Source organism: Mucilaginibacter sp. McL0603, assembly GCF_049992945.1.
In the GTDB taxonomy this organism is placed as follows: Bacteria; Bacteroidota; Bacteroidia; order Sphingobacteriales; family Sphingobacteriaceae; genus Mucilaginibacter.
This window is the reverse complement of the sequence record NZ_CP188251.1, coordinates 313,106-337,463: the sequence shown is the minus strand read 5'-3', so window position 1 is coordinate 337,463 and position 24,358 is coordinate 313,106. Positions and strand designations below refer to the sequence as shown.

27 protein-coding genes are annotated in these 24,358 nt (G+C 39.9%); 11 read left to right on the top strand and 16 right to left on the bottom strand.

Annotated elements, in window-relative coordinates:
* Position 1: 1 nt before the first annotated feature.
* Complete coding sequence (locus ACPPVU_RS01685) at positions 2-646, bottom strand: DNA-3-methyladenine glycosylase family protein (RefSeq protein ID WP_426669957.1); 645 nt, start codon at positions 644-646, stop codon at positions 2-4.
* Between the two features lie 64 nt (positions 647-710).
* Between ACPPVU_RS01685 and ACPPVU_RS01680 the strand changes: the two genes are divergently transcribed.
* The 4 genes from ACPPVU_RS01680 to ACPPVU_RS01665 all read left to right on the top strand — a co-directional run bounded on the left by ACPPVU_RS01680 (position 711) and on the right by ACPPVU_RS01665 (position 3,770).
* Positions 711-1,991, top strand: coding sequence for a replication-associated recombination protein A (locus ACPPVU_RS01680; RefSeq protein ID WP_426669956.1), 1,281 nt, complete (start codon positions 711-713; stop codon positions 1,989-1,991).
* A gap of 111 nt (positions 1,992-2,102) precedes the next feature.
* The gene (locus ACPPVU_RS01675; RefSeq protein WP_426669955.1) at positions 2,103-2,609 is read left to right on the top strand and encodes an RNA polymerase sigma factor; all 507 of its coding nucleotides are present in this window, start codon (positions 2,103-2,105) and stop codon (positions 2,607-2,609) included.
* Positions 2,599-3,228: a hypothetical protein gene (locus tag ACPPVU_RS01670; protein WP_426669954.1), complete on the top strand. Its 630-nt coding sequence runs from the start codon at positions 2,599-2,601 to the stop codon at positions 3,226-3,228. Before ACPPVU_RS01675 ends, ACPPVU_RS01670 begins: the two co-directional genes overlap by 11 nt.
* 47 nt (positions 3,229-3,275) lie before the next feature.
* Positions 3,276-3,770, top strand: a complete 495-nt coding sequence (locus tag ACPPVU_RS01665; protein ID WP_426669953.1) for a GNAT family N-acetyltransferase — start codon at positions 3,276-3,278, stop codon at positions 3,768-3,770.
* A gap of 7 nt (positions 3,771-3,777) precedes the next feature.
* Here the strand turns inward: ACPPVU_RS01665 and ACPPVU_RS01660 are convergent, their stop codons facing one another.
* The 7 genes from ACPPVU_RS01660 to ACPPVU_RS01630 all read right to left on the bottom strand — a co-directional run bounded on the left by ACPPVU_RS01660 (position 3,778) and on the right by ACPPVU_RS01630 (position 10,220).
* Positions 3,778-4,365 carry an FG-GAP repeat domain-containing protein gene (locus ACPPVU_RS01660; RefSeq protein WP_426669952.1) on the bottom strand — a complete coding sequence of 196 codons (588 nt, stop codon included), beginning with the start codon at positions 4,363-4,365 and terminating at the stop codon, positions 3,778-3,780.
* Between the two features lie 98 nt (positions 4,366-4,463).
* Complete coding sequence (locus ACPPVU_RS01655; RefSeq protein ID WP_426669951.1) at positions 4,464-5,063, bottom strand: hypothetical protein; 600 nt, start codon at positions 5,061-5,063, stop codon at positions 4,464-4,466.
* Positions 5,064-5,141: 78 nt separating this feature from the next.
* Entirely contained in the window at positions 5,142-6,440 is a 1,299-nt protein-coding gene (locus ACPPVU_RS01650) for a M20/M25/M40 family metallo-hydrolase (protein ID WP_426669950.1), read from the bottom strand.
* A 4-nt stretch (positions 6,441-6,444) separates the two neighbouring features.
* Positions 6,445-8,310: a M61 family metallopeptidase gene (locus ACPPVU_RS01645; RefSeq protein WP_426669949.1), complete on the bottom strand. Its 1,866-nt coding sequence runs from the start codon at positions 8,308-8,310 to the stop codon at positions 6,445-6,447.
* Positions 8,311-8,371: 61 nt separating this feature from the next.
* Positions 8,372-8,719, bottom strand: coding sequence for a HepT-like ribonuclease domain-containing protein (locus ACPPVU_RS01640; protein WP_426669948.1), 348 nt, complete (start codon positions 8,717-8,719; stop codon positions 8,372-8,374).
* Positions 8,709-9,002, bottom strand: coding sequence for a nucleotidyltransferase family protein (locus ACPPVU_RS01635; RefSeq protein WP_426669947.1), 294 nt, complete (start codon positions 9,000-9,002; stop codon positions 8,709-8,711). Before ACPPVU_RS01635 ends, ACPPVU_RS01640 begins: the two co-directional genes overlap by 11 nt.
* Positions 9,003-9,101: 99 nt before the next feature.
* Complete coding sequence (locus ACPPVU_RS01630) at positions 9,102-10,220, bottom strand: DUF4407 domain-containing protein (RefSeq protein ID WP_426669946.1); 1,119 nt, start codon at positions 10,218-10,220, stop codon at positions 9,102-9,104.
* 124 nt (positions 10,221-10,344) lie between these two features.
* On the opposite strand from ACPPVU_RS01630, the gene ACPPVU_RS01625 reads away from it, so the two are divergent.
* The 4 genes from ACPPVU_RS01625 to ACPPVU_RS01610 all read left to right on the top strand — a co-directional run bounded on the left by ACPPVU_RS01625 (position 10,345) and on the right by ACPPVU_RS01610 (position 12,401).
* Positions 10,345-10,662 (top strand): rhodanese-like domain-containing protein, encoded by a 318-nt coding sequence (locus ACPPVU_RS01625; RefSeq protein WP_426669945.1) that lies wholly within the window; start codon positions 10,345-10,347, stop codon positions 10,660-10,662.
* 3 nt (positions 10,663-10,665) lie between these two features.
* The gene (locus tag ACPPVU_RS01620; protein WP_426669944.1) at positions 10,666-10,854 is read left to right on the top strand and encodes a DUF6358 family protein; all 189 of its coding nucleotides are present in this window, start codon (positions 10,666-10,668) and stop codon (positions 10,852-10,854) included.
* 14 nt (positions 10,855-10,868) lie between these two features.
* Positions 10,869-11,777 (top strand): prohibitin family protein, encoded by a 909-nt coding sequence (locus ACPPVU_RS01615; protein ID WP_426669943.1) that lies wholly within the window; start codon positions 10,869-10,871, stop codon positions 11,775-11,777.
* Between the two features lie 81 nt (positions 11,778-11,858).
* Positions 11,859-12,401: a hypothetical protein gene (locus ACPPVU_RS01610; RefSeq protein WP_426669942.1), complete on the top strand. Its 543-nt coding sequence runs from the start codon at positions 11,859-11,861 to the stop codon at positions 12,399-12,401.
* A gap of 88 nt (positions 12,402-12,489) precedes the next feature.
* Here ACPPVU_RS01610 and ACPPVU_RS01605 read toward each other — a convergent pair whose 3' ends face one another.
* Complete coding sequence (locus ACPPVU_RS01605) at positions 12,490-13,356, bottom strand: 3-keto-disaccharide hydrolase (RefSeq protein WP_426669941.1); 867 nt, start codon at positions 13,354-13,356, stop codon at positions 12,490-12,492.
* Positions 13,357-13,738: 382 nt separating this feature from the next.
* Positions 13,739-14,752 carry a dipeptide epimerase gene (locus ACPPVU_RS01600; protein WP_426669940.1) on the bottom strand — a complete coding sequence of 338 codons (1,014 nt, stop codon included), beginning with the start codon at positions 14,750-14,752 and terminating at the stop codon, positions 13,739-13,741.
* A 401-nt stretch (positions 14,753-15,153) separates the two neighbouring features.
* Here ACPPVU_RS01600 and ACPPVU_RS01595 point away from each other — a divergent pair, with 401 nt between their 5' ends.
* Positions 15,154-16,143 (top strand): hypothetical protein, encoded by a 990-nt coding sequence (locus ACPPVU_RS01595; RefSeq protein ID WP_426669939.1) that lies wholly within the window; start codon positions 15,154-15,156, stop codon positions 16,141-16,143.
* Here ACPPVU_RS01595 and ACPPVU_RS01590 read toward each other — a convergent pair.
* From ACPPVU_RS01590 to ACPPVU_RS01575, 4 genes are all read right to left on the bottom strand, one after another.
* A complete protein-coding gene (locus ACPPVU_RS01590; RefSeq protein ID WP_426669938.1) occupies positions 16,112-16,744 on the bottom strand; it encodes a rhomboid family intramembrane serine protease in 633 nt (210 codons plus the stop codon). The genes ACPPVU_RS01595 and ACPPVU_RS01590 overlap by 32 nt on opposite strands.
* The gene (locus tag ACPPVU_RS01585) at positions 16,745-18,487 is read right to left on the bottom strand and encodes a M14 family zinc carboxypeptidase (RefSeq protein ID WP_426669937.1); all 1,743 of its coding nucleotides are present in this window, start codon (positions 18,485-18,487) and stop codon (positions 16,745-16,747) included.
* 168 nt (positions 18,488-18,655) lie between these two features.
* Positions 18,656-19,003, bottom strand: a complete 348-nt coding sequence (locus tag ACPPVU_RS01580; RefSeq protein ID WP_426669936.1) for an MmcQ/YjbR family DNA-binding protein — start codon at positions 19,001-19,003, stop codon at positions 18,656-18,658.
* Between the two features lie 2 nt (positions 19,004-19,005).
* Positions 19,006-19,728, bottom strand: a complete 723-nt coding sequence (locus ACPPVU_RS01575) for a hypothetical protein (RefSeq protein WP_426669935.1) — start codon at positions 19,726-19,728, stop codon at positions 19,006-19,008.
* Between the two features lie 92 nt (positions 19,729-19,820).
* Here ACPPVU_RS01575 and pepT point away from each other — a divergent pair, with 92 nt between their 5' ends.
* Entirely contained in the window at positions 19,821-21,062 is a 1,242-nt protein-coding gene (pepT, locus tag ACPPVU_RS01570) for a peptidase T (protein WP_426669934.1), read from the top strand.
* Positions 21,063-21,156: 94 nt separating this feature from the next.
* Here pepT and ACPPVU_RS01565 read toward each other — a convergent pair whose 3' ends face one another.
* Both ACPPVU_RS01565 and ACPPVU_RS01560 read right to left on the bottom strand, forming a co-directional pair.
* Positions 21,157-22,389 carry a peroxiredoxin family protein gene (locus tag ACPPVU_RS01565; protein WP_426669933.1) on the bottom strand — a complete coding sequence of 411 codons (1,233 nt, stop codon included), beginning with the start codon at positions 22,387-22,389 and terminating at the stop codon, positions 21,157-21,159.
* A gap of 57 nt (positions 22,390-22,446) precedes the next feature.
* A complete protein-coding gene (locus tag ACPPVU_RS01560; RefSeq protein ID WP_426669932.1) occupies positions 22,447-23,586 on the bottom strand; it encodes an acyl-CoA dehydrogenase in 1,140 nt (379 codons plus the stop codon).
* A gap of 395 nt (positions 23,587-23,981) precedes the next feature.
* On the opposite strand from ACPPVU_RS01560, the gene ACPPVU_RS01555 reads away from it, so the two are divergent.
* Complete coding sequence (locus ACPPVU_RS01555) at positions 23,982-24,224, top strand: helix-turn-helix domain-containing protein (RefSeq protein WP_426669931.1); 243 nt, start codon at positions 23,982-23,984, stop codon at positions 24,222-24,224.
* The last annotated feature ends 134 nt before the right edge of the window (positions 24,225-24,358 follow it).

Sequence of the window (24,358 nt, the reverse complement as noted above, 5' to 3'; positions counted from 1 at the left end):
GTCAGGATTTTGTTTTTGCAGATGGTTTGGGCGAACTTAAATAATAATGCCAGAGCAGCATAGCAGCAAGAGTCCGATAAGGCTGCCATTGTGTGGTTATTTCCAGCATTTCTTCCTGGGTAGTTTTGGCAGGCAACTGTTTAACCCGCTTCAGCGCATTGACTGCAGCCAGATCACCGATAGGAAAAATATCTGCCCGCTGCAGGGCGAACATCAGGTAAACATCCGCCGTCCAGTTGCCTATGCCTTTTAGCGCGACCAGTTGTGCACGAACTGCTTCATCTGGCAAATGCGGCAAATTGTCCAGTTTTAATTGTCCGCTCAAAAGTGCTTCGGCCAGGTACCTGATGTAGCTGCTTTTTTGCCTGCTTACATAACAGGCGCGCATTTCTTCGTCGGTCAATAATAATATTCTCGCTGGTGTTAATTCCTGTATCCTTTCCTTCAGTTTGTTTAATGCTGATAATGCCGAAGCCAGGGAAACCTGTTGCTCCAAAATAATATGCACCAATGATTCAAAGCTATTTGGCCTTGACCAAAAAGGGGGATAGCCGTGGGTATCAATTATTTTTTTAAGCTCCGGATCGGAGGAAGCTAGCTGGTCACAAATAGTTTGATAATTGGACCTGTCAAACTGTTGTATCATATAATTGTTTCTAAAATACTAATTTCTTTAGGATTTAGCATTTACTTTTCAGATTTTTACTACCATGAACAATTTGCCTCCTTTAGCTGAGCGCATGCGCCCAAAAACTTTGGATGATTATGTGGGTCAGAAACATTTGGTGGGACCGGGTGCGGTATTACGCAAAGCCATTGAATCGGGTTCGTTGCCATCCATGATATTCTGGGGGCCACCGGGTGTGGGCAAGACCACGCTGGCCTATATTATTTCGCAATCGCTTTACCGGCCGTTCTTTTCGCTAAGTGCGATCAATTCTGGTGTAAAAGATGTACGTGAGGTAATTGAAAAGGCGTCCTTATTAAAAGAACAGGGCGAGGTATTGCCCATTTTATTTATCGATGAAATACACCGTTTTTCAAAATCGCAACAGGATTCGTTGCTGGGTGCGGTGGAACGTGGGATAGTTACGCTGATTGGTGCTACAACTGAAAATCCATCTTTCGAAGTGATCTCGGCTTTGCTTTCCCGTTGCCAGGTTTATATTTTGCAGCCCCTGGAAGAAAATGACTTGGTGAGTTTGCTCAATAAGGCAATGAAGGAAGACATTGTGCTGCAACAAAAACAGATCGAGATAAAAGAGCACGAGGCCTTGTTACGCCTTTCTGGCGGCGACGCACGTAAGCTGTTAAATATTTTCGAGCTGCTTGTAAATGCATTCGACGGAAAGAAAATAACCATCACCAACGATATGGTGCTGGAGCATGTGCAGCAAAACATGGCTCTGTATGATAAAACGGGCGAGCAGCATTATGATATTATTTCGGCCTTTATCAAATCCATGCGCGGCAGTGATCCGAATGGTGCGGTTTACTGGTTGGCACGGATGATAGTAGGGGGTGAAGATCCCAAGTTTATTGCCCGCCGGATGCTGATCCTGGCATCAGAGGATATTGGTAATGCTAATCCTAATGCCTTATTGTTGGCACAATCCTGTTTCGATGCAGTCAATGTGATCGGGATGCCTGAGTCGCAATTGATCTTATCGCAAACGGTTATTTACTTGGCTACATCGCCCAAAAGTAATTCGGCTACTACGGCCATTGGCGCTGCTATTGCTTTGGTAAAGGAAACCGGGGATTTGCCTGTGCCTTTGCACTTACGCAATGCACCCACCAGGCTAATGAAGAATATCGGCTACGGCAAAGATTACAAATATGCCCACAGCTATGAGGGTAATTTTGTCGATATCGATTTTTTGCCGGATGCGATCAAGGGGACAAAAATTTATCAGCCAGGCAACAATGCCCGCGAAGCGGAGACAAAAGAAAAATTAAAGAAACTTTGGGGCGACAGGTATAAATATTAATCTAAACGACGGAAATATCATCGCCCCCCAACAATTAAATCTTCTTTGTAACAAATTTTAAAAAATGATACTTATTGTGTATTAAGCATTAACACTGTAACGGTATTTAAGGTGAACAATAAGGAAACCCTTTTTCTGCAGACAATTGAGCAAAACAAAGGGATGCTTTTTAAAATATGTAAAATTTATCAGGATAACCCTGAAGATCAGGACGACCTGCTCCAGGAAATAATATTACAGCTTTGGGTTGTGTTTGATTCATTCAGGGGCGAAAGTAAAATAAGCTCATGGATGTATCGCGTCGCGTTAAATACAGCAATTGTTTTCTTTAAGAAACAAAAACGCCGCCCGGATATTGAACAATTGCCTCAAAATTTTGACCACCCGGACGCGCCTGTTACCTCCGGGGAAAAGGAGGAGCAACTGGCGGTATTTTACAAGGCCGTACAGCAACTCGATAAGGTAGAAAGGGCATTGATATTTCTATACATGGAAAATCGAAGCTATCAGGAAATTTCTGCCAGTTTGGGTATAACGCAGGTTAATTTACGGGTTAGGCTAAATCGGGTTAAAAACAAATTGAAGGACTTAATTAAAGAAATGAATTATGAATATTGATGATTTAAAAGATGCCTGGAACAAAGATGAGCCTTCAGGCATGCATTTGCCGGTAAGTACTGCCGCTCTGAGGGACACCACTTCGGCTATCGCGAAAATACGCAGAAATATGAAAAAAGAATTTATAGCAACATTGATCAGCTACCTTGCAATGTTCGGCTTTTTATTTTTCTATCAGCAAAATGCCTTTTTCTTTGCCACGGCGAGCGTATTAATATTTACCTTAATGATACCTAACGCGTATTATTTCTTCAAGTTTTATGTATTCTATAAATCAATAGGGTACTATGATCTGAATGTAAAAAACAGTATTCGTAAAGTAGCTTATGAACTGGAATTGAACATAGAATTATACAAGGCTTACAATCTTTGCGTAACACCATTAGCCGTGATGATAACTTTTGGCTTAGTTTGCGGTAAAAAAACATTCGATCTCATACAGCGTATTTTATCGGGTAGTGTAACGGTATCCCCCGGAATGATGATATTGGTGTTTTCTATTATACTCATTTCATTCGCAATAATTTATGTATGCATCAACTTATCCGTCCGCTCTCTATACGGTAAATATCTGGCAGGGCTTAAAAAGGTAGTGGACGATCTGGAAAGAGAAGATTAGAGACGCAATATTTTGCGTCTCTACGGGTGTTCTGATATATTTGAAAAATGTATTCTATCAGACAAGCAACTATAAATGATCTCGAGACCATCAGGCAAATAGCCGAAGATACGTGGTGGGTAGCCTACTCGCCGATATTAGAAAAAGAGCAGATCAGCTTTATGCTGAATGAAATTTATTCGGTTGAAAAGATCTCTCAACAGCTTAATACCGGCAGCCAGATCTATTTGTTGTTAATAGAGGAAGAGAAACCCGTTGCCTTTGCTGCCTACTCGCCACGCGAGGAAGACCCTGACATTTATAAACTGCACAAATTATATTGCCTGCCCGAAACACAGGGTAAGGGGTACGGTAAAACACTGATTACTGAGGTAGCGAACAAAACTATTGAGGCCGGCAAAAATATACTTGACCTGAATGTAAACCGCTATAACAAGGCAAAAAACTTTTATGAGAAAATGGGCTTTTCAGTAGCTTATGAAGAAGATATAGCTATCGGTCCGTATTGGATGAATGATTATGTGATGCGGAAGGAATTATAAATTAGAGCTATTCCGTCTTATTGTCCTTTAATATCGCCTTTATTGCATTATTATACCTTACGCTGTCAGCATGTTCGTTAGAATGACTTTCGCGTACTTCAAATGAGTGACCAAGGTTAATTAGTTTATTTTTTCTTGTTATCCTATAAAATGAATAATAGTCTGAACCTGAGAGACCAACGCTAATAATAATATTGTTTTTACTATCAAATTCAGCATTGGTTAACTCTTCGAATCCCTTAACAGGTATTAATCGGTGCAATTTAGTATTGATTAGATAAAGGTGAAATCTTGGATTAGCACGCGCACCATCAGTGTAAAAAACGAGCAAATCTTTTATTCCATCATTGTTGAAATCAGCGAATTGCACATACCCTCCATTTCTTGTGTATATACTGTCTTTTGTTAAAATCAACATCCTTCCATTTTGAGTCTGTTTCAGAATTAGTATCGCATTAGCTTTTGTTTCGCCTTCAGCTTCCCTATCAAAAACTCTGATATTTACCCTATAAGCAGTATCGTTAAATAAAATAATGGAGCTGTCGTAGATAGCTTTGCCTGTATCTTGAGAAGATTTAACATCGATTTGTTTCAAAGAAGGTTTCGAGACTTTAACGTTAGTTTTTTGTTTGCAGGAGCAAAAAACTAATAATAAAATTACCAGCGATGAACAACAAGTTAGTTTAGGATACTTCATTGTATTACCTTCTTACTTAAATTCCTGCCAACGTAGATCATATACAAACCATAACCCGATGTCGCGATAGCGGTGCCGATACCTACAAAAGCATCAACATTTGCCGGGGGATAAACTTTCTTTAGAATAAGCACAATCGCAATAATGGCTATTACTGTTGTCCAGGTAGCGAGGTAATAATCAATTGTCCGTTTAAATATTTTTGCCAATGGGTAAAAGTGTAATCCCACAACGAGGGCGATAACGGGTATGGTTAGGTCGGCATGACCAAGATTAACAACTATGTTGATCGCCACAAAAATACCCAGGCCTTCGGCGCCAAAAATTATTCCGAACCATTTTCCAGCTTGTTTGCCTTCTGCTTTATCTGTTTCGCTTTCAAGTTTAGGGAAGCGTTTGGATATACCGAACAGGTATATAGCAAAGCTTATAAATGTGATAATTATAATGCCGAATAAAATCAGCAAAATTATTCCATGTTTCAAACTGCCACAAGCAATACCCGTCCACATCGTAGTAAAAAAAGCCATCATTAGTAAGCCTGTTGCTATACTTGTGATGGCTATGCGGGGAATTGTGTGCAGTTCATTATTCATAGGTTTCCTAAGTTGCAATTTAAAGTGGCAGTATCAGTGATTAACTGCCACTTTAAACTGCAACTGCTACTAAAACAATTATCTTTCCAATTTAGCTACCCGTGTTGGCGTATCGGTGCCTGCTACTATTGTGCGCGAGCTTAAAGCTATCGCCCTAATAGTTGAGGTAATATTACCTACATCCAGTGTGCTGAATTCGTCACCCACAGTATGGTATAATTTATCGATATCGATCTGATCAGTCGATATGGTGTGCGCGGGAACACCTACTTTAGCCAGGGAAGCATTATCGCTGCGGTAGAACAAATCTTCGGCGGGATATGGATCGGGGTAAAATTTAAAGGCGGTGCCTTCTAAATTCTTTTGCAGTATCGTACCAAAATCAGACCGTTCATAGCCGGTAATAAAAGCCGAGTTCTGTCCGAATTTAGAAGCCTTGCCGATCATTTCTATATTAAACATGGCTACTACCTTTTCAGGATCAACCGTTTTGGCAAAATATTGTGAACCGTATTCGCCGATCTCTTCGGCTGTAAAAGCCACGAAGACCAGGGTACGCGCATTGTTATCTAACTTTTTATAATATTTAGCCAGGCTGATCACAGCAGTTGTACCGGATGCATCATCATCTGCACCGTTGGCAATACTATCACCTTTTACGGGTGCTATGATTCCCAGGTGGTCATAGTGCCCGGAAAATACAACATACTCATTAGGCTTTGTTTTGCCGGGAATAATGCCTGCTACGTTAAACAACGGTAATTCCTGGTTTTTCACATCATAGTTTACAGTGAATGATTTTACATCATCAAAAATTCCCAAAACAAAAACCAGTGCGTGTTTTGCAGGGGCATCTTTAAAAGCAACGCTACCGCCTGCAGAACGGCCGCGGACCCTTTTAAACATAGCTTCGAACTTAGGATCAATTAGGAGCAGCATATTTTTATCGCTTTGTAGGGCGCTTATATATTCTTTCCGCAAGTCTTTGTCCGGTGTAATTTTTACTATTTCTGCATCTTCCAATTTATTCCAGCTAAATGCAGAGCTGCCTGCAATAGCAACATTATCAGCAGGGATAGCAACACCATTTATAGTTACTTCTGTTTTAACAGGTACAGTTTTGATCATCGAAAAATTCTGACGATAACCTGAATTACCTTCCATTGGCTGCAATCCGATCTGCTTGTATTCACCTTCAATAAACTGTGCCGCTTTTTCAATGCCGGGGGTAAAAGTTCCTCTTCCCTGCATATCATCAGCCGACAAAGTTTTGATAATGCGTTCCACATCATCCTGTTTGATCATTTTGTCAACATCCTGTGCAAAAGCGCCTGCTGACAAAGCAAGTAATGCGCCTGCAAATAAAAATTTCTTCATCCTGTTATTTTACTTTGGTTGATAGCCAGTTATTACGGAAATCTGTTTGTGCTTTAGTCAGTTCTTTACCTGCTTTTTCATAAGTAACCACTTCCAGGTACGGACTTTCTTCAAGTGTGATGGTTGCTTCGTGTTCGCCTGTACGATTTTTGTAATTAACAACTACCTTATCGCCCGGATTTTTTGCTGCTACAATATCGGTAAAAGCCTGCATATCTTTTACTTCCTTACCATCAGCCTTCAAAATAATATCGCCTACATCCAAGCCTGCCTTGTAAACCGGCGTACCGATGATACTGATCTGCACAGGCAAACCTTCTTCGCCTGCGGTACGTGCTTCGCCCGAGCGGCCACGGTTGCGGTTATAACTTAACGGACCAGCCCAGCCTTTGCCCGGTGCAGCTTTGCGCAATAGCAGACCTGCTTTCGCTAATAATTCTTCATAATTATTTTTTTCTATGCCATAGATGTATTTATTGAAAAAGTCAGCAGCAAATTTGGGGTTTTTGGTCACCTTAGCCAAGTCACTTTGCAGATCAGGAATGGTATAAGGTTTCATTACCTTACCACGATCCAACCACACAGTACGCATATAATCATCCAACGTCAGGTTAAACTCACTGCGCAAGCGAAGATCAAGCGCCAAAGCAATTGCACCACCATAGGTGTAATAACTGGTGAACATATTGGCCTGGTTATTTGGATCGATAGATACCCCGGCATCGGCAAACACCGAGTAACGGCTCATCTGCGCGGCAGAAGATTTGGCAGCACCGGGTGTATTTAAGATCTGATTAACCAATCCGCCAATAGTACCGGTATAGTCGTCGACAGTATTAAAACCCGCACGCACCAACACCATTTCGCCATAATATTGGGTAAAACCTTCGGCAAACCAAAGCTCGCTGCTCATATTGGCATGTTCAAAATTAAAAGGCTCCAATGATTTTGGGCGAATGCGCTTTACATTCCAGCTGTGAAAATATTCGTGTGCAAATACCCCCAACAATCTATTCTCAAAACCACCAACTTTAGCAATCGGTATAGTAATGCAGGTTGAATTGCGGTGCTCCATACCATCGCCGGAATCATTTAGAGAAATATCCCCGAGGAAAGTGTATTCGCCATAATCATAAACAGGAAGTTCGCCAAAAACAGCTTTCTCCTCCAAAACCATGCGCTCAACCTTTTTTGCGAAACCATCTATGGTAGCCTGGTCATCATCTGAGTGAATAGTGAGGTTGATAGTTTCCTTTTTGCCATTATTATCCACCTGCCAGTTGCTTATTTTGTATGCAGATAGTTCAGTTGGGCTATCCATCATATACTGCATATTTGGAGCACTGTAGATATTGGCGCCTTCATTTTTTAGCTGTGTGGCTACTTTCCAGCCGTATTTATCCAAATCATTGAATTCAAATTTTATTGGTCGGTTATCCTGACCTACCACCCATAAAAATGCAGCAGGCATATTGAGATGGGCATGACTTGGATCAATGCTTGCATAAGTGCCATCGGTCCAGTTACCAAACAGGGTATAGCTTATTTTAACAGTATTTCCATGCACAGGTATCTCATACAGGTCACCTTCAATCTGGTTTATTTTAAGGCTGGTATCACCCTGTGTATATGCTTTAATATTATAAATGTTCTTGCCGAACTCATGCGTGGCATATCTTCCCGCCGAGGAACGGCTCATTCTTAACAGTATCCTGCCACTTGGTGCTTGCGGTATAGTTAGCACAATTTCGGCCTCGTGATGTACAGCGTTAGGGAATGAAACGGAATAAAAAATAGGTTTTTGCTCCTGCTGTGCAAATGATGCAGTAGCCAATAGTAATGTAATTGCCAATAAATAAAACTTCTTCATGATATCGAATTAATAGCGCTGAAATTACTATTAAATCGGGAAAAGTTTTATATTAATGCTATTACTGAATAGTATTTATAGCAGATAGAATCTTTTCTTTCAATATAGGGAGATCATTAATAACCACCTGCCAAATTAATTCGAAATCCATTCCGAAATATTCATGAACGAGAATATGCCGCATTCCTACTATTTGGCTCCATTCTAAATCGGTGAACATTGCCTTTGTTTCGGGCGTTATATAATTTGCGGCTTCTCCTATTATTTCAATTTGCTTTACACAAGCAAAACGCATCATAGAATTTGCAAGAAAGGATTTTAGATTAGTTGTTTCAGTGTAAAGTTGAATTTCATTAATCGCATCCAAAATATGAAGCAATCTTTGACGATCACCTATCTTACCTTTCATAAATCAAAACTTTATCTTGCTCTATAAATGGTTGAAGGTATTTAGAAACTGCTTTAGAAGAAACCAGGTCGATTTTTTTTTTGAGCTTTTGTTGCAGATCTGATTGCATTTGCACAAAGCCAAGCCCAATATGTTTTGAATAGTCTAGATCAACCAATATATCTACATCACTATCATGATCAGCGTCATTACGAGAATATGAACCAAATAAATAGGCTTTTATTACCGGTTGATTAGAAAAATAATCCCTTACAATTTGTATATCCCTGGCTGATAACTGCATTTATACAAATATAATATTTATTTTGAGTTGATTTGGTGAGTAGGTTGACCTCATTTAACTTAATCAACTCAATCTAACCCAATCAACTACCTAACTAACTTAATCATAACTATGCCGCTCCAGGTCATATTCTGATTGGGCTGTGATGATCTTCTTTTTTCGGTCAACGTCAGTTTCAACATCATGTTCAAATACCTGATCTGTGGCCTCCATTTCACGTTCTTTGTCCTTTTCAGCAAAATGCAGGTTAGCCTCGGCTACCTTACCTATGGCTACATCATACGGGCCTTTGGGCGACATCAGTTTTACAAATACCGGTAAGCACTCAAATAAAATAAACAGGTAACCAATAAATGAAATGGCGAGGTAGGTATCCAGGTCGCGGGTACCATTTTCGTTGTAGGTTAACTGCCCCAGGGCCCAGTTGCGGTCTGAGAAACCTGCGATATTGCTCAGGCTGTCCAACTCGTGTGGGTTAAACATTCGTGTACCACTTAAACCTTCAAATTCTTTACGCTGGCTTAGATAATTATCCATTTGTCCCAAATTGTTGGTGACCTGTTTTAGCCTGTCTTCTTTCTCTTGCAAAACAGTCTGCTTTTGCTTGGCATAAGTGCCATAGCCCTCTATGCCAGATGTTTGGTTGGTTTTATCGCCAAAAACTTCCTGATTCAATTCATAGCGTGAGCGGTTGATATCCTTTTCCAGCGAATCCTTTTCTTTCTTCAGATCATTGTTTTTGGTCAGCTCCATACCGTACTTCTCATTGTATGTTCTTTGGAGCGTATCGATCTTACGGTGCTGCCCTTTGAGGTAGGCTGTTTTTAATTTTTGGCGTATTTCTTTGTCAAATATTTTTAGCTCGAGCGGGCGTGATATTACAATCCCGATCATAATTGCCAGCAAAATTCGCGGGGAAGCCTGCAATATTTGTTGGTTGGTGGTACCTTCTTTATTGATACTTGATACAATATACCTGTCCATATTAAAGATGGCAAGGCCCCATATCAACCCAAATAAAATAGCAAATCCGACGGCAAACGGACTCCCGTTAAATACAAAATACATGGCATAACCACCTGACATTGAGGCGAATAACGCAGTAAAGAATATAGTGGCACCAATACCTACATATTTATTATGCTCTATTGGATATTTTTTTAACGTACCTACGTGGGCCCCTGAACAGAACCAAAAAAACCGGGTTACCTTCTTCATCGGCTAAAATGTAATTTTAATGCAAACATATATAAAACGCACTTACTTATTGATTGTTACAAATTATCTTCGCAATTAATTAATATAGAAAAAACTTACATTTGATTGAAATTAATAAAAAAAGATGAAAGAAATAACTGTAAAGAGGCTGAAGGAAATGATGGACAAGGGCGAAGATTTTCAACTGATAGATGTTCGCGAAGATTTTGAATATGAAATGTCAAACCTGGGTGGTAAACTGATTCCGCTTGGGGGGATACTGATCGAGGCCGAGCAGATAGCTAAAGACAAACCTGTAGTGGTACATTGCCGCAGTGGAAAACGCAGTGCAGCAGCTATTAGTCAATTGGAGCAGCAGTTTGGCTTTACAAACTTATACAACCTGCAAGGCGGCATACTAGCCTGGGCGGAAGAAATTGATCCTACTATACAAGTATATTAAGCCATGGGTAAAAAATTAGCGCTGAATGTTCTCTATAACATCGGCATTTTTGTTTGCCTGGCACTGGCATATTACGGTTTTGAACATACCCGGTACGAATATATAGCGGGTGCTGTATTTATAGGCGCTGTATTTGTAATTTTGAAGATACGGTTGCTGAAAGAAATACGCAACATGCAGAAAAAACCTTAAATTCAACCAAAAAAATGCTTATCGCAATATTAGGTGTCATTGTGCTCATTGTGGGCATAGTGCTCAAACGCTCGCCGGAACCAGGCAGCCGTTTTGGTGGTATCGTAAACACTGTAGGAATCGTCATTATTGTTTTGGGTTTATTACTCTCCGCTGTTAAAGTAATCGATCCGGGTAAAATTGGCGTACAGGTACTTTTTGGTAAAGTACAGGATGAAGTATTGGAAAGCGGGTTACACATTATAAACCCTTTGGTTGATGTAACTACTTTCAGCATCCAGACTGAAAATTATACCATGAGCGCCAGGAGTGGTGAGGGACAGGTGCAAGGTGACGATGCCATCCGCGTATTATCGTCAGATGGATTGGAAGTAACTATAGATCTTTCTGTTTTGTATAGGGTGAGCCCTGCAAAAGCACCTTTTATTTTGCAAAACATTGGTGTTAATTATGAAGATAAGATAGTACGCCCGGTAACACGCACTGCCATCAGAGATAATGCGGTAAATTACCAGGCTGTAGATTTATACTCTGTAAAACGCCAGGAATTTCAATTCAAGATCAACAAAACCATTACAGATAATTTCGCCAAAAACGGGCTCGAGGTTCAACAGGTATTGGTACGTAATATCACATTGCCGGCAACTGTACGCGCCAGTATTGAATCAAAAATTAATGCTGAACAGGATGCACAGAAAATGCAGTTCGTACTACAGAAGGAACGCCAGGAAGCCGACCGTAAACGTGTAGAAGCGCAAGGTATAGCCGATTATCAGAAAATACTTTCTACCGGTTTGTCTGACAAGCAATTGATATACGAAAGCATCAAAGCTCAAAAGGAAATTGCTTTATCGCCAAATGCCAAAGTGATCATTATTGGCGGCGGGGGTAAGGGGAATCCGATTATGTTGAGTGATAAATAGATTCTGAAACAAATTTTTTGAAAGAGGTGAATTACAAAAATTATTAAATATGTGTAGTTCGCCTCTTTAAAATTATCACCTATGAGTTGTTCTAATAATATAGATTACAATTTACTCAGTTCTATACTTGCATTGGTAGTGGCAATAATAGCCCTTTTTGTTGGCTATAGGGCAATTCGTTATCAAATTATTTCCTTAATTAATGCGCAGTTAGCTGACAAAGCAAAAGATTGCAATACCAATCTTGACTCAAATAATTATGGTGATGCACCAAAACAATTAGACAAAATTTCTGGGATTTTGTCTTCAATTATAACTGCGGAAGAATTGCTTAATTACCAAGTAAACTTAAAGAAAAACATATTTATATTACACCTTGATGTACAATCACTTATAGATCAATTTTATCTACAACTTCATACTACAATTAGATTATTTCTTCAAAAAGAGAAATTAGAAATATCTGATATAGATTCTTCGGCTGAAAATATCTTGGTAGTTCTTCAGGTTCAATATAATAAATCACAAGAATTTTTATCAATCTCAATAAAAAAAGATAATAATAAAGTTTTTGAACAGCTACATTCTTTCAGTTTAGAAAGGAATAAAAAAGCAAATGTGTAATTGAAAGAAATACTTACGAAGTTTTTAAAACTTCGTAAGTCTGGCCATAAACTGAAACGAATTTAAACTTCGATTAATTCGCCTTTTTTTATTTGAAATATCCGGCATATTCCTCCGGTATCCCGTTTATCGATTTTATCTTGATATCCTTATAAAACACTTCGGCGGCTTCGCTTTGGATTTGGATTTTGCCTTTAACCAATGGCTTTGCTTCGCCATTAACTACGTACCTGCTGTTTGATAGCGCCATTACAACCTGGCCATTTACGATACGGATACTTTTATCGCCGTAAGTGATCAGTTCGAGATCGTTCCAGCCATCTTTGTTTTCGGCATCAACACCTGCATGGCAAAAGCCACCGTTACCTGTTCCGGTACCAAAAGCGGTTAAAGTGCCGTTCTTATCGAAAAAGTAATCGCTGCCTTTTTTTACTGCCTTAACATCTGATCTTGAACTGGCTTGCGACCAATAATCGCCCATTCCGGCTTCTGTTACCTGGAATTCCTGGCTCAGCATCCAGGTGCGCCAGTATTCTACACCGCATTCTCCTTGTGAATGATAGAGTACGCCTGAATCTTTTGGTTCATTTACGCGTGGCACATACTTATGTGTACCCCATTTCACTTTTAGTTTCAGATCATAATTGCCGAAATCCTGTTTAGTGAACAGGCAACCATAAATATCACCATCAATATGCAAAACTGGCTCGCCGTTTTCTTCCATCGTAGTAAATACCTTATCCTGGTTAATGTTATAACCGATCGGTTTTATCAGGTTACCATTCTCATCTTTCGGTGCTTCACCTTTATAGCCTAACTTATGATGAAAGCTTTGGTAGATATTCCACTTAGTTAGATTTTTGTCAAGCAAGTAAGTCCAGTCGTCTTTAGGTTGAAAAGATGAACCGGTGAATAAGATTAGAATACAGCAGATTGTTAACAGCGAGGCTTTCATAATAAAAAGTTATAGGTGTAAACTTAATAGAATATAGGACAAGTTGCTGTAACTAATTAGATTGTTAGTGGCTGAGCCTAATACCGTGTTGTCGGGATTAACGAAGATAGAATTAGCTAAAGAAGGAATTGTCATTCTGAGCGAGAGCGAAGAATCTTCTTCACCAGGACTTTACGGTGAAAAATATGGCGCATACTTAGTCAACGCAGAAGATTCTTCACTATGTTCAGAATGACAAAATGAATTGTGTTGGATTCTTTTTCGATCTTCCGAAGACTTGTGATGTTATCACCGACCATAAGCTAAACGCGGCAATCGCATACTATGTAAGTCCGCCCTGTATAGTATGCGATTGCTTCGTTCCTCGCAATGACAATTTGAATTAAATGCGTTGAATTCCCAGCCCCGGTTCGTTACTCAGCACCCACTTTCCATCCTTAAATTCCGGCATTTTGAAAGGGTTATTGCTGGTCAATAGCGGTCCATCCAGATCGGCCCAATCGCATTGGGGGGCGAGGGCTGCAGCTGCCAAAGTAGCACAACTGGTTTCGCTCATACAGCCTATCAATATTTTTAATCCAAGCTCTTTTGCTTTTAATATCATCTGGTGTGCCTCATGCATCCCTGCGGATTTCATCAGCTTTATATTGATGCCGTGGTAAATGCCTTTTGCTTTTTCTACATCGGGCAAGCGTTGTACGGCTTCATCACCAATAATTGGGATAGGGCTATGCTCAGTGAGCCAGGCATTACCGTCGAGATCGGTTTTCGGCATGGGTTGTTCTATTAGTAAAACTCCGTGCTCATGCAGCCAGTGGGTCATATCCAGGCTTTGTTGACGGTCGGTCCAGCCCTGGTTTGCATCAACGTATAAAGGCACGTTGGTAACCGAGCGGATAGTTTGTATTAATTCTTTATCGCTATCACGCCCTAATTTTACTTTTATCACTTTGCAGCTTGCCGCTTCTTTTACTTTTTGGATGATGACTTCGGGTGTATCGATTCCAAGAGTAAAACTGGTGACCGGCATTTTATTTGGATCGCTGCCGAGCAATTGCCAACAGGGTTGTTGTCTGATCTTTCCATCCAGATCATGCAAAGCTATATCAATGGCAGCTTTTATAGCTGGTTGTCCGGCTGCGATGCTATCGAGGTAATTAATTATCGCCGCGAAATCAAAGGGATATTTAAATTGTTTAACATCAACATTATTTAAAAATTCGGTTGCGCTTTGATGGCCTTCACCCATGTAGGGCACCATGGAAGCCTCACCATGGCCGGTATAGCCTTCATGTTTGAGCTGCAACAGCATCAAAGGGGTAGAGGTGCGCGAAAATTTGGCAATCGTAAAGGGGTGTTTTAACCCTAGTTCAAAAGGTTGAAAAGTCAGTTCCATGTTAAAATTCAAAGCTAAAATAATTTAATTAATATACCTTTCGCATGCCTAGTTGACTCACCCCGACATCGCTACGCTTGTCACCCCTTTCTCCGCTTTGCGGAAAGAGGGGGAAAGAAAGCTGCTCCTTTAGGAGCAAAATGTTGGTAGAAAAATAATTAAAATGGTTTTTTGCGCCATAGGTGCAACACCTGGATATGCATATCGAATAACCATGGCGAACAATGTATTGTACCTACAGCACAAAAAATTATTACCATATCTTTTTTTCTGCCAACATTTTACCCCGGGGGTAATGTAATTAAGATATAAAAACACCCATAAGTAAATTTTTTGCAGGCTAACCTGATTCCGTATACTACAAATTAGCCTGATAATATTTCCTGCTTATCTTTGCAGCCATGTCCGCACAAATTTACGAACCGTTCAAAAAGTCTAATTTCAGCAACCGCACCTGCTTTTTGTCGGGGCATTCATTAACATCCGAAGAAGAAAAGATTCAGGTATTTCCTACCTGGTTAATGAACCGTTACAATTTGGCCGATCAACCTTTTAAACTATTAGATGAAAGCTTTGCTACTTATAAGGATCTAAAAATTCCATGCGCAGCAAAAATAAATGAGCAATATCTTGAACCTCTCGAAGCTGAAATAGCTGCAGCTTTTGATATTGGTTTTGATGCCGTGAAAAATGTGGATGAGTTAAAACTCTTTCAATGGGCGGGTAAATTGCTTTACGGCATTTTATTCAACGAGGTGCAGTCCGGGATAAGACAACAGCACACACAGGGACAGGAATTTAATATTTCGCAGGCGCTTATACATAAATTCGGCAATCTGCATTTGATGCTGCAGAGTTTAAATCAGCCTATTGTGATGGAAGAGTTTAAGCCATTCAGTCTGTTTTTGTTTAAGGTGGAAAATGAAGAGGATCTTTTTGGCTATCGTGACGAGATCAATACTTTAACTTTTTCTTTGCGGATAAAAGATTTTGGGCTGATCATTTGCTTGCAGGATAACGGGGCTAATCGCGTTTTCCATAAAGAGATCTTGCAAAAAATTGAGGGACAAACCCTGCATCCTATACAGTTTGAAGAATTTAATGCACGGATATTTTATTCGGCTTACTTGTTTAATCGTCTGCCGGAGTACAACATTTTGCCTGCCGGCGATACTACGTACATTGAAAGCATGCCCCTGCGCGGTATAAGCAGCAAGCCGCTATTTGATTTCTGGCAAAATAAAACTTACGGACAGGTGCTTGAAAATTTTTGGAAAAAGTGGGGTTTCCTGTTATTGGAGATCATCAAAGATCCAGAAAACCCCATGAGCTTCTTAGTGAATGCCGATGGTAATTTTATTAATGCAGCAAAGATTGAACTCCCTCGGTAACTGTATGGAAAAAGTAAGGCACTACCTGGGGGACTAATATTATAGTGATCATTATACCACTAAGCGCACCAAACAGGTGTGCATCGTGATTGATATTTCCCTGCCCCTGTTTTGAAGCATAAGAACAGTAGATCAAATACAATATTCCAAACAAAACAGCGGGTATTTGAATTGGAAGAAAAATTAATCCCATTTTACCCAGGGGGTTAAACAATATCGCACTAAAAACAACTGCACTTATCGCGCCTGATGCACCCAGACTTCGATACCAAAAATCATTCTTATGCTTTGCTACTGATGGCAGATCGCTTAAAATCAAACTCACCATATAAAGCAACGCAAACTGCCAGTGACCTATGGTAGCCTCTAACTGAAACGCGAAAAAATAAAAGGTCATCATGTTGAACAGCAGGTGCATCCAATCGGCATGTATAAATCCACTGGTGATAAGGGTATACACATACTTGCCCTTTGATACATTGTAGGGCTGGAGTATCAACTTATTATAGAAATCCTCATTATAAAAAGCGATGAGGGTAACGATGATAGTAATTGCAAAAATAACACAGGCCACAGGGGCCACACTAAAATATTGTTCCATTTATTGAATATCGAGTTTGGTATTGGTTAATAGTCTGCCAATTGGGTACCGAAGGTAGGTTTTTTCGAAATAAGGCGAATTACGGTACACGAAATTTAATTGTGCAGCTGCGCTGTTGGCCAGTTGAGGGTTTTTCGCTTTCTCATCATCCAGCTTTTTACGCAGGTCCGGGTCGCTTTTCAGTAATTTGGCGGCATCATCTTCAAAAACATAGTCCGAAAAGTATTCTTTTTCGCCTAAAACAGAATCGAAAAAGTTCCAGGTAAAAAATGAATCGACCCCTTGTGGTTCAAGTGTTTCCACAATATAACGGTTCAGGGCCTGGTTGGTATATACTACATAATCGCCTGCATAAAATTTCACTTTGATGTCGACTGGTTTTAGCTGGACATTGGTGTGCACATAATGTCCTTCGTAAGGACGCTGGCCAGTTTTATAATCGCCGATATAATACATCTGAAGATCAAGTGTGGTATCGTGGGTTAATTTATGCATCACAATATTGTTCAGCTTAAACAATTCGATCACTTTTTGCCATGCTTGCGGGATAATATAAGCCATCGGTTTATCGGCAAATGCAGTCGCCTTATAATTATCATAATACCTGATGGTTTTTGTATAAGGCTTGCTTTCGTCATAGTACAAACGTGGTAATCCGCTTACTTCGCTGGGTTTGCGGCCAGCTTCGTATCCTTTAAACGTTAGGGTATCATATTTGGCTTCGTCCAGTATCCAGTTAAGGGCAAATCTTGTTTGCTGTTTTACCTGCTCATCGGCCTTGTGTTTTACCTCGCCTATCAGTTTGGCATCACGCTCACATATGTCGATCAGGTGCTTCATAAAATCATAAGTAGCATCAACACGTTTATTAAATGGCTTCAACATGTGTGTTTCAGTAATATAGCTTATGATATTATGCTGCGCCGTATAGCCAGTCGCAAAACGTGGCGTTTCAAGGAAGCTTACTATGCCTGAATCCGGCGTGCCTTTTATCTCTTCTACATAAGGTGTCATTTCATAACCGCTTTTTGCCATGCGTTTATACAATTCGGGGGAAAGTGTTTTTGAAGTGTAATCTGCCAGTATGGGGTTTTGTTTATCCTTTTGCGTTTCTATCAGGGTCATTACATATTGGTAGTCGGCCCCGTCACTGGTGTGGTTATCCAAAAAGACTTCGGGCCGCCAGGTGTTGAGTATCTGCATAAAAGCCAAAGCATTTTTGCTGTCGGCTTTTATAAAATCACGGTTCAGGTCGAGGTTTTTATAATTCCCTCTGAAACCATAAGCCCGCGGACCGTTTTGATTGATACGTGACACGCCACGATTTAAACAGCCATCGATATTGTATACCGCTATAAAGCATAACACCACATCTTTAGGTAGTTTATTGTTTTTCAACAGGTCGCGAACGATCATCATACTGGCATCTATGCCTTCCGGTTCACCTGGATGGATGCCGTTATTGATCAATAGAACTCTTTTGTTTTGCTTTTTGATCAGTGACGGGTCGAAAACTTTGTCCTTTGACAAAACGATCAGGCTTAATGGTTTACCTACATCGGTTGTACCATAATTGGTCATTTTCATCTGAGGATATTGCTTGCTTAGCTTCTGGTAGTAAGCAATCACCTCGGCATAGGTTGCTGTATAGTTTTTATCCTTACTTAATTCAAACGGGGTTAATTGGGCATTGGCCTGCAAAAAAATAAAAGAGGCAAGCAATACGGCAAGGAATTTCTTCATAAAAATTATTTCAGCAAATATAAGTTTGGGAGGGGATTAACAAAGTAAAAGTCATGTGGATATTACAAATGTGGTGACAATGATTTGTCAGTAGAGGCAAAATTGCAAGTATTTTATAATCAGTAATTTAAATGGTGTTCATGCGATGTGAACGTGAACGCTTGCTATCTATTTTATATTTTCCCGGATATTTTTTGGAAGGCTTTTCAATACCAGATCATACGAATGATCTATCATTTCGCATAACTGGCGGTGTGTTAGGTTACCGTCAGTGGATACTGTATTCCAATGCTTTTTGTTCATGTGATAGCCCGGTTTTATTTCAGGATGCTGCTCGCGCAGTTCAACAGCCCATTCGGGATCGCATTTAACGTTGAAATTTGTGCTGTCAGAAATACTGATCAAAAGGAAAAGCTTTTCGCCAACTTTAAATACCAGCGTGTCCCCGCCAAAGGGCAGGCCCTCTGTTACTCCGGATTTTGCCAGGCAATAATCGCGTATTTCTTCAATATTCAAGATTAATAGAAACTTCTTATAAACTTGTTGTAGGATGTTACGTTACCAAGGGCAAATTTAACGCCAATAACTATCTGACTATATTGATTTGTGGCGTTGTTTTTAAATTTACTTGAAGGGTCATCATAACCATCAAGTCCCTCACCAAACACAAGATTATGTACATAGCCGATATCTATTGCCATCCAGGGCTCTTCGTAATCGTTATATAATTTAAATTCATAACCAAACCTTAATGGTATAATAGGGTTAATGCTGGAATTGCTTCCGGGGAATGTATAAGAAGGGTCATAACTTGGATGCCTTGTAACTGTATTATTGTTAAATACAACTCCAAGCCCGGTACCACCATAAAAGTTTTTTAACATGTTCATAAGATCACTCTGGGAGTAATCAATAAGCTCTCCCAGTCCCAAATCTCCGTGTACTACAAACGCTTCAAACTGATTTAAGTACTGGCGGCCATACTTATCTCCCGATGGATATGCACCACCACCAGACAGTGATCCAAATTGCAGTTCGGCAGTAATAGGAATATAAGGACTATAATTATAAGTAAAATTGACGCTTTCACCAATATGGTAGTCTTGATTCGTTAGGTTGGTATACCCCCGCTCATAACTTACATCCAATCCAACGGAAAACTCTTTATAATTGTAACCCACCTGGGCGTTTACAATAATGGCACAGCATGTTAATACGAAAAGTAGAATGAACTTTTTCAATGTTTATTATTTGATCAATAATTTATAATTTGGGGAACAACACAACATAACACATTCCAAAAATAAAATTTACATCTATATATATGCTACATATGAATTTTAAATTTACAGTTGCCGGGCGTTTTATTCGTTATGTAACAATTGATACCCAATCAGACCCCACCTCTGATACCTGTCCTTCCACCCTAAAGCAGAAAAATTTGGGCACAGCACTTGTAACGGAATTACATGCCGCAGGGTTACAAGATGCGCATATTGATGAGTACGGATATGTATACGCCACGATACCATCCAACAGTGATAAAAGCAACATTCCGGTGATCTGTTTTTGCTCGCACATGGATACAGCACCTGATTGCAGCGGGTATGGGGTAAAGCCACTTATACATAAAAATTATCAGGGTCAGGACATTGTGCTGCCCGATGATCCCTCACAAATTATCAGGTTAAGTGATCATCCCGATCTAAAGAATCAGATAGGTAACGATATTATTACAGCGAGCGGAACAACTTTGTTAGGAGCCGATAATAAAGCGGGTGTTGCCGAAATTATGGATGCCTGTCATCAGCTAATGAATCATCCGGAAATAAAGCACGGAAAAATAAGGATTTTATTTACACCGGATGAGGAAATAGGGCGTGGAGTAGATAAAGTGGATATTAAAAAATTAGGAGCGTATGCTGGATATACGATGGATGGTGAAAGCGCCGGGAATATGGAAAATGAAACCTTTTCTGCCGATGGTGCGAAGCTCGTTATTAATGGTATCAGCTCACATCCCGGCTTTGCTAAAGGAAAAATGCAGAGCGCGATTAAAATAGCCGGACAAATAATTGATGCTTTGCCATATGAGTTATCCCCCGAAGGAACCGAAAATATGCAGGGATTTGTACATCCCGTTGGTATCAGCGGGCATGTGGAAACTGCAGAGATCGAATTTATTATTCGCGATTTTGATGAAGATAAATTAAAGCAGCATGCCGATGTCATCAGAAAAATAGCTGATGAGGTATTAAAAAAATTCCCCGGATGCAGTTATGAATTAAAGGTACATGAGCAATATCGTAATATGAAAAAAGTATTGGACCAGCATCCACAAATCGTCGAATATGGAATGGAGGCTATGCGGCGTGCCGGATTAGATGCGCGCTTGTGCAGTATTCGGGGTGGCACTGATGGATCCAGGCTTTCATTTATGGGCTTACCTTGTCCTAATATTTTCGCAGGCGAACATGCTTTCCATAGCAAGCAGGAGTGGGTATCCATACAGGATATGCAAAAAGCAGTTGAAACCATTTTGCATTTGTGTATGATATGGGAGGAGAAGACGTAAAGTTGATAGTCCGAAAGTCCGCATAAGTCGGGAAGTTTATGTTTTGCAAGATTCTTCTTTCAGACCTTCGGACTTCCCAACTTTCGGACTAACATTATTTTTCTGCCAGTAAATCGTCCGTCAATTTTTCAAATTCTTTGGTGAACTCTGTATAGTGTTCACCGGTGCCTGGCCCGCTGAAACCGGTATGAATTTTTCTTACCTCACCTTTTTTATCTATGATAATAGTAGTAGGGAAGCCTTTAAAGTCGGCCAGCATAGGCAAGCTTTTTTGCGGATCGCCTGAGCCAGGGGTATAACCGGTAATTAGTAAAGGATAACTAATATCAAACCTGCTCTTCAATTGCTTTAAAGTCGGGACCGATTTAGAAAAATCAGTTGTACGTTCGTAAGCCAAACCGATGATCTCTACACCTTCCGGATGATATTTTTTGTAGTAGTTTATCAGGTAGGAGGTTTCATCCATACAATTCGGGCACCAGGAACCTAATAACTGCACAATAACTACTTTACCTTTAAAACGTGCATCATCTAAAGAAACTTTCTTCCCTGTGATATCCGGGAAACTAAAATCTATCTTTTTATAGCCTGGTTTTAAATAGGTGAGTGAATAGGCATCAGGTAATTTAGCATTTTCATTTCGCACAGCGTTCCATTTATCCAAGCCAGAATAGCCTGAGTAAAATTTACCACCCACTAAAGTTTTATCGTCTTTAATTCCTGCAGTAAATATAAATGCGTGACCACCATCAAAAGTTGATAAATAAAGTTTATTGCCGCTTACCGTTCCCTGTAAATAGCGGTAATCCCCTGTTGTAGTTAAAAATGTGCCTGTTAATTCTGATCCGTTTTGTTTGAATTCACCTATGGTAGTATCTGCGTGAGCGCCTTCCCCAAATATAGCCGACCATCTGCCGCTAACATTATAGGCAGGTTTTTCGGGATCTTTTAAAAAACGCCAGCTTTGTCCGGATGCAGCAGTAAAATCCATCACACCGTCTCTGTTACCCAAATGTTTTATCCATTTCCCTTTTAGGCTTTCACCCTCATATTTCAACCTGAATTCTGAATTGAATAGTGGCATTTGTATAAAAACAGAATCACCTTCCTGCTTTATGTCGGTCACTTTAAATCTTTCTCCACCATTTATAATGGCCAGTTGCTGTTTACCGGCGTCAGTAGTCACTTCAAAATTAAAGGGCAACTCATTACCTGAAGAGGTCATTAACGCCCCACGCCAGATACCTGTTTTTAAACTGCTTTGAGCGAAACTTGTATTAGCGATAAATGTGATAAGGCTTGCGAACAATAGATTTTTATAACGCATTCTTAAAATAGTCTATTAAGTTGATATACTATTTCAAAGTAAGCGAAAACTATTCTATTATTTCAACACTTCGCGCGAAATGACAATCTTTTGAATTTCAGAGGTACCTTCATATATCTGTGTGATCTTGGCATCGCGCATTAAACGCTCCACGTGGTATTCCTTTACAAATCCATAACCCCCATGTATCTGAACAGCTTCTACCGTCGTTCTCATCGCCACATCAGAAGCATATAATTTGGCCATAGAACTAGCCTGTCCATAAGGCAAACCATGGTCTTTTTGCCAGGCTGCTTTTAAACACAGCAAACGGGCAGCTTCAATTTCTGTGGCCATATCAGCCAGTTTAAATTGGATAGCTTGCAAATCAGAGATGGCTTTGCCAAAAGCTTTGCGTTCTTTAGAATATTGCAGTGCCAGTTCATAAGCCCCCGATGCAATGCCGAGCGCTTGCGCAGCTATGCCTATACGTCCTCCCTCCAGTGTTTGCATGGCGAACTTAAAACCGAAACCATCTTCGGCTATCCTGTTTTCCTTCGGCACTTTCACATCAGTAAACATTAACGAATGGGTATCAGATCCGCGTATACCCAATTTATTTTCTTTCGGGCCTATGGTAAAGCCTTCCATCCCCTTTTCAACTATTAGTGCATTAATACCATTATGCTTTTTAGCGGCATCGGTTTGTGCTATTACCAGGTAAGTGGAGGCATTGCCGCCATTGGTTATCCAGTTTTTTGTGCCGTTAAGCAAATAGTGGTCGCCCATATCAATAGCAGTCGTCTTTTGCGAAGTAGCATCAGAACCTGCTTCGGGTTCTGATAAACAGAAAGCGCCTATTTTTTCACCTTTTGCAAGCGGAACAAGGTATTTTTCTTTCTGTGCCTCAGTTCCGTATTTTTCAAGACCATAACACACAAGAGAGTTGTTTACCGAAACTACTACCGATGCTGAGGCATCTATTTTAGAAAGTTCCTCCATTACCAGCACATAGGATACAGCATCCATGCCACTGCCGCCATATTGGGGAGAAACCATCATACCCAGGAAACCAAGCTCGCCTAATTTCTTTACCTGTTCGGCTGGAAACTTTTGGTGCTCATCCCGCTCTATTACACCTGGCTTAAGCTCTGTCTGCGCAAAATCCCTTGCCGCCTGGCGTATCATCAATTGTTCTTCTGTTAATTCAAAATGCATGGTACAATGGGTTATCCGTCAAAAATAATATTATGCACGCATAGTAAAAAGCGTCTTCACAAAAAAAGAGAACCTTTTTCAAAGTTCTCTTTCCCCTAATTAATTTAAACTATTGATTAAACCCAAAACAAAGAACAAATAATCCCAGCTTGGGCGTCTGAGAATTCTTAAAAAATGTTTTTCATAGGTAGATGAAATTTCTATTTTTTCACAGATTCTAATGCAGAGTCATTAATCAATAAACAAAAGTAACGCCACAATTCCATAACCTCAATGACGAATACGTCAGAATTTGCAAACTTAACGTAACAATAATATTATAACTTAAGGTTTAGTTTGCTCATTTATTTTATTTAGCTTGCACTACATACCCATTACTAAACTATTACCTTACTATGTTACTTACTGATTTTGAGTACCTTAATAATTCAGAGGATGCTTTTAAGAGAAAAATAGCGCTACAAATCAAAACTTTAAGACGGCAAAACCAAGTTACACAGGAGAAATTTTACAGCGAAACCAATATTAACATCGCCAGGCTCGAATCCGGTAAGGTAGATATACGGTTAGATACCTTAAGGAAGGTTTGTTACTATTTTGATGTATCCTTATCAGGTTTTTTCCATGGTATTTACTAAAATGCGGTTTTAGTGAGTGTCTTAAAAACCGCTTTCATTCCATTATTTAATACACTTTTGTATTTTATTTCACACAATACAATAATTACTGCTCAATTTAGTTGTCGGTAAAATCTCCTCTGAAAACTCTCAAA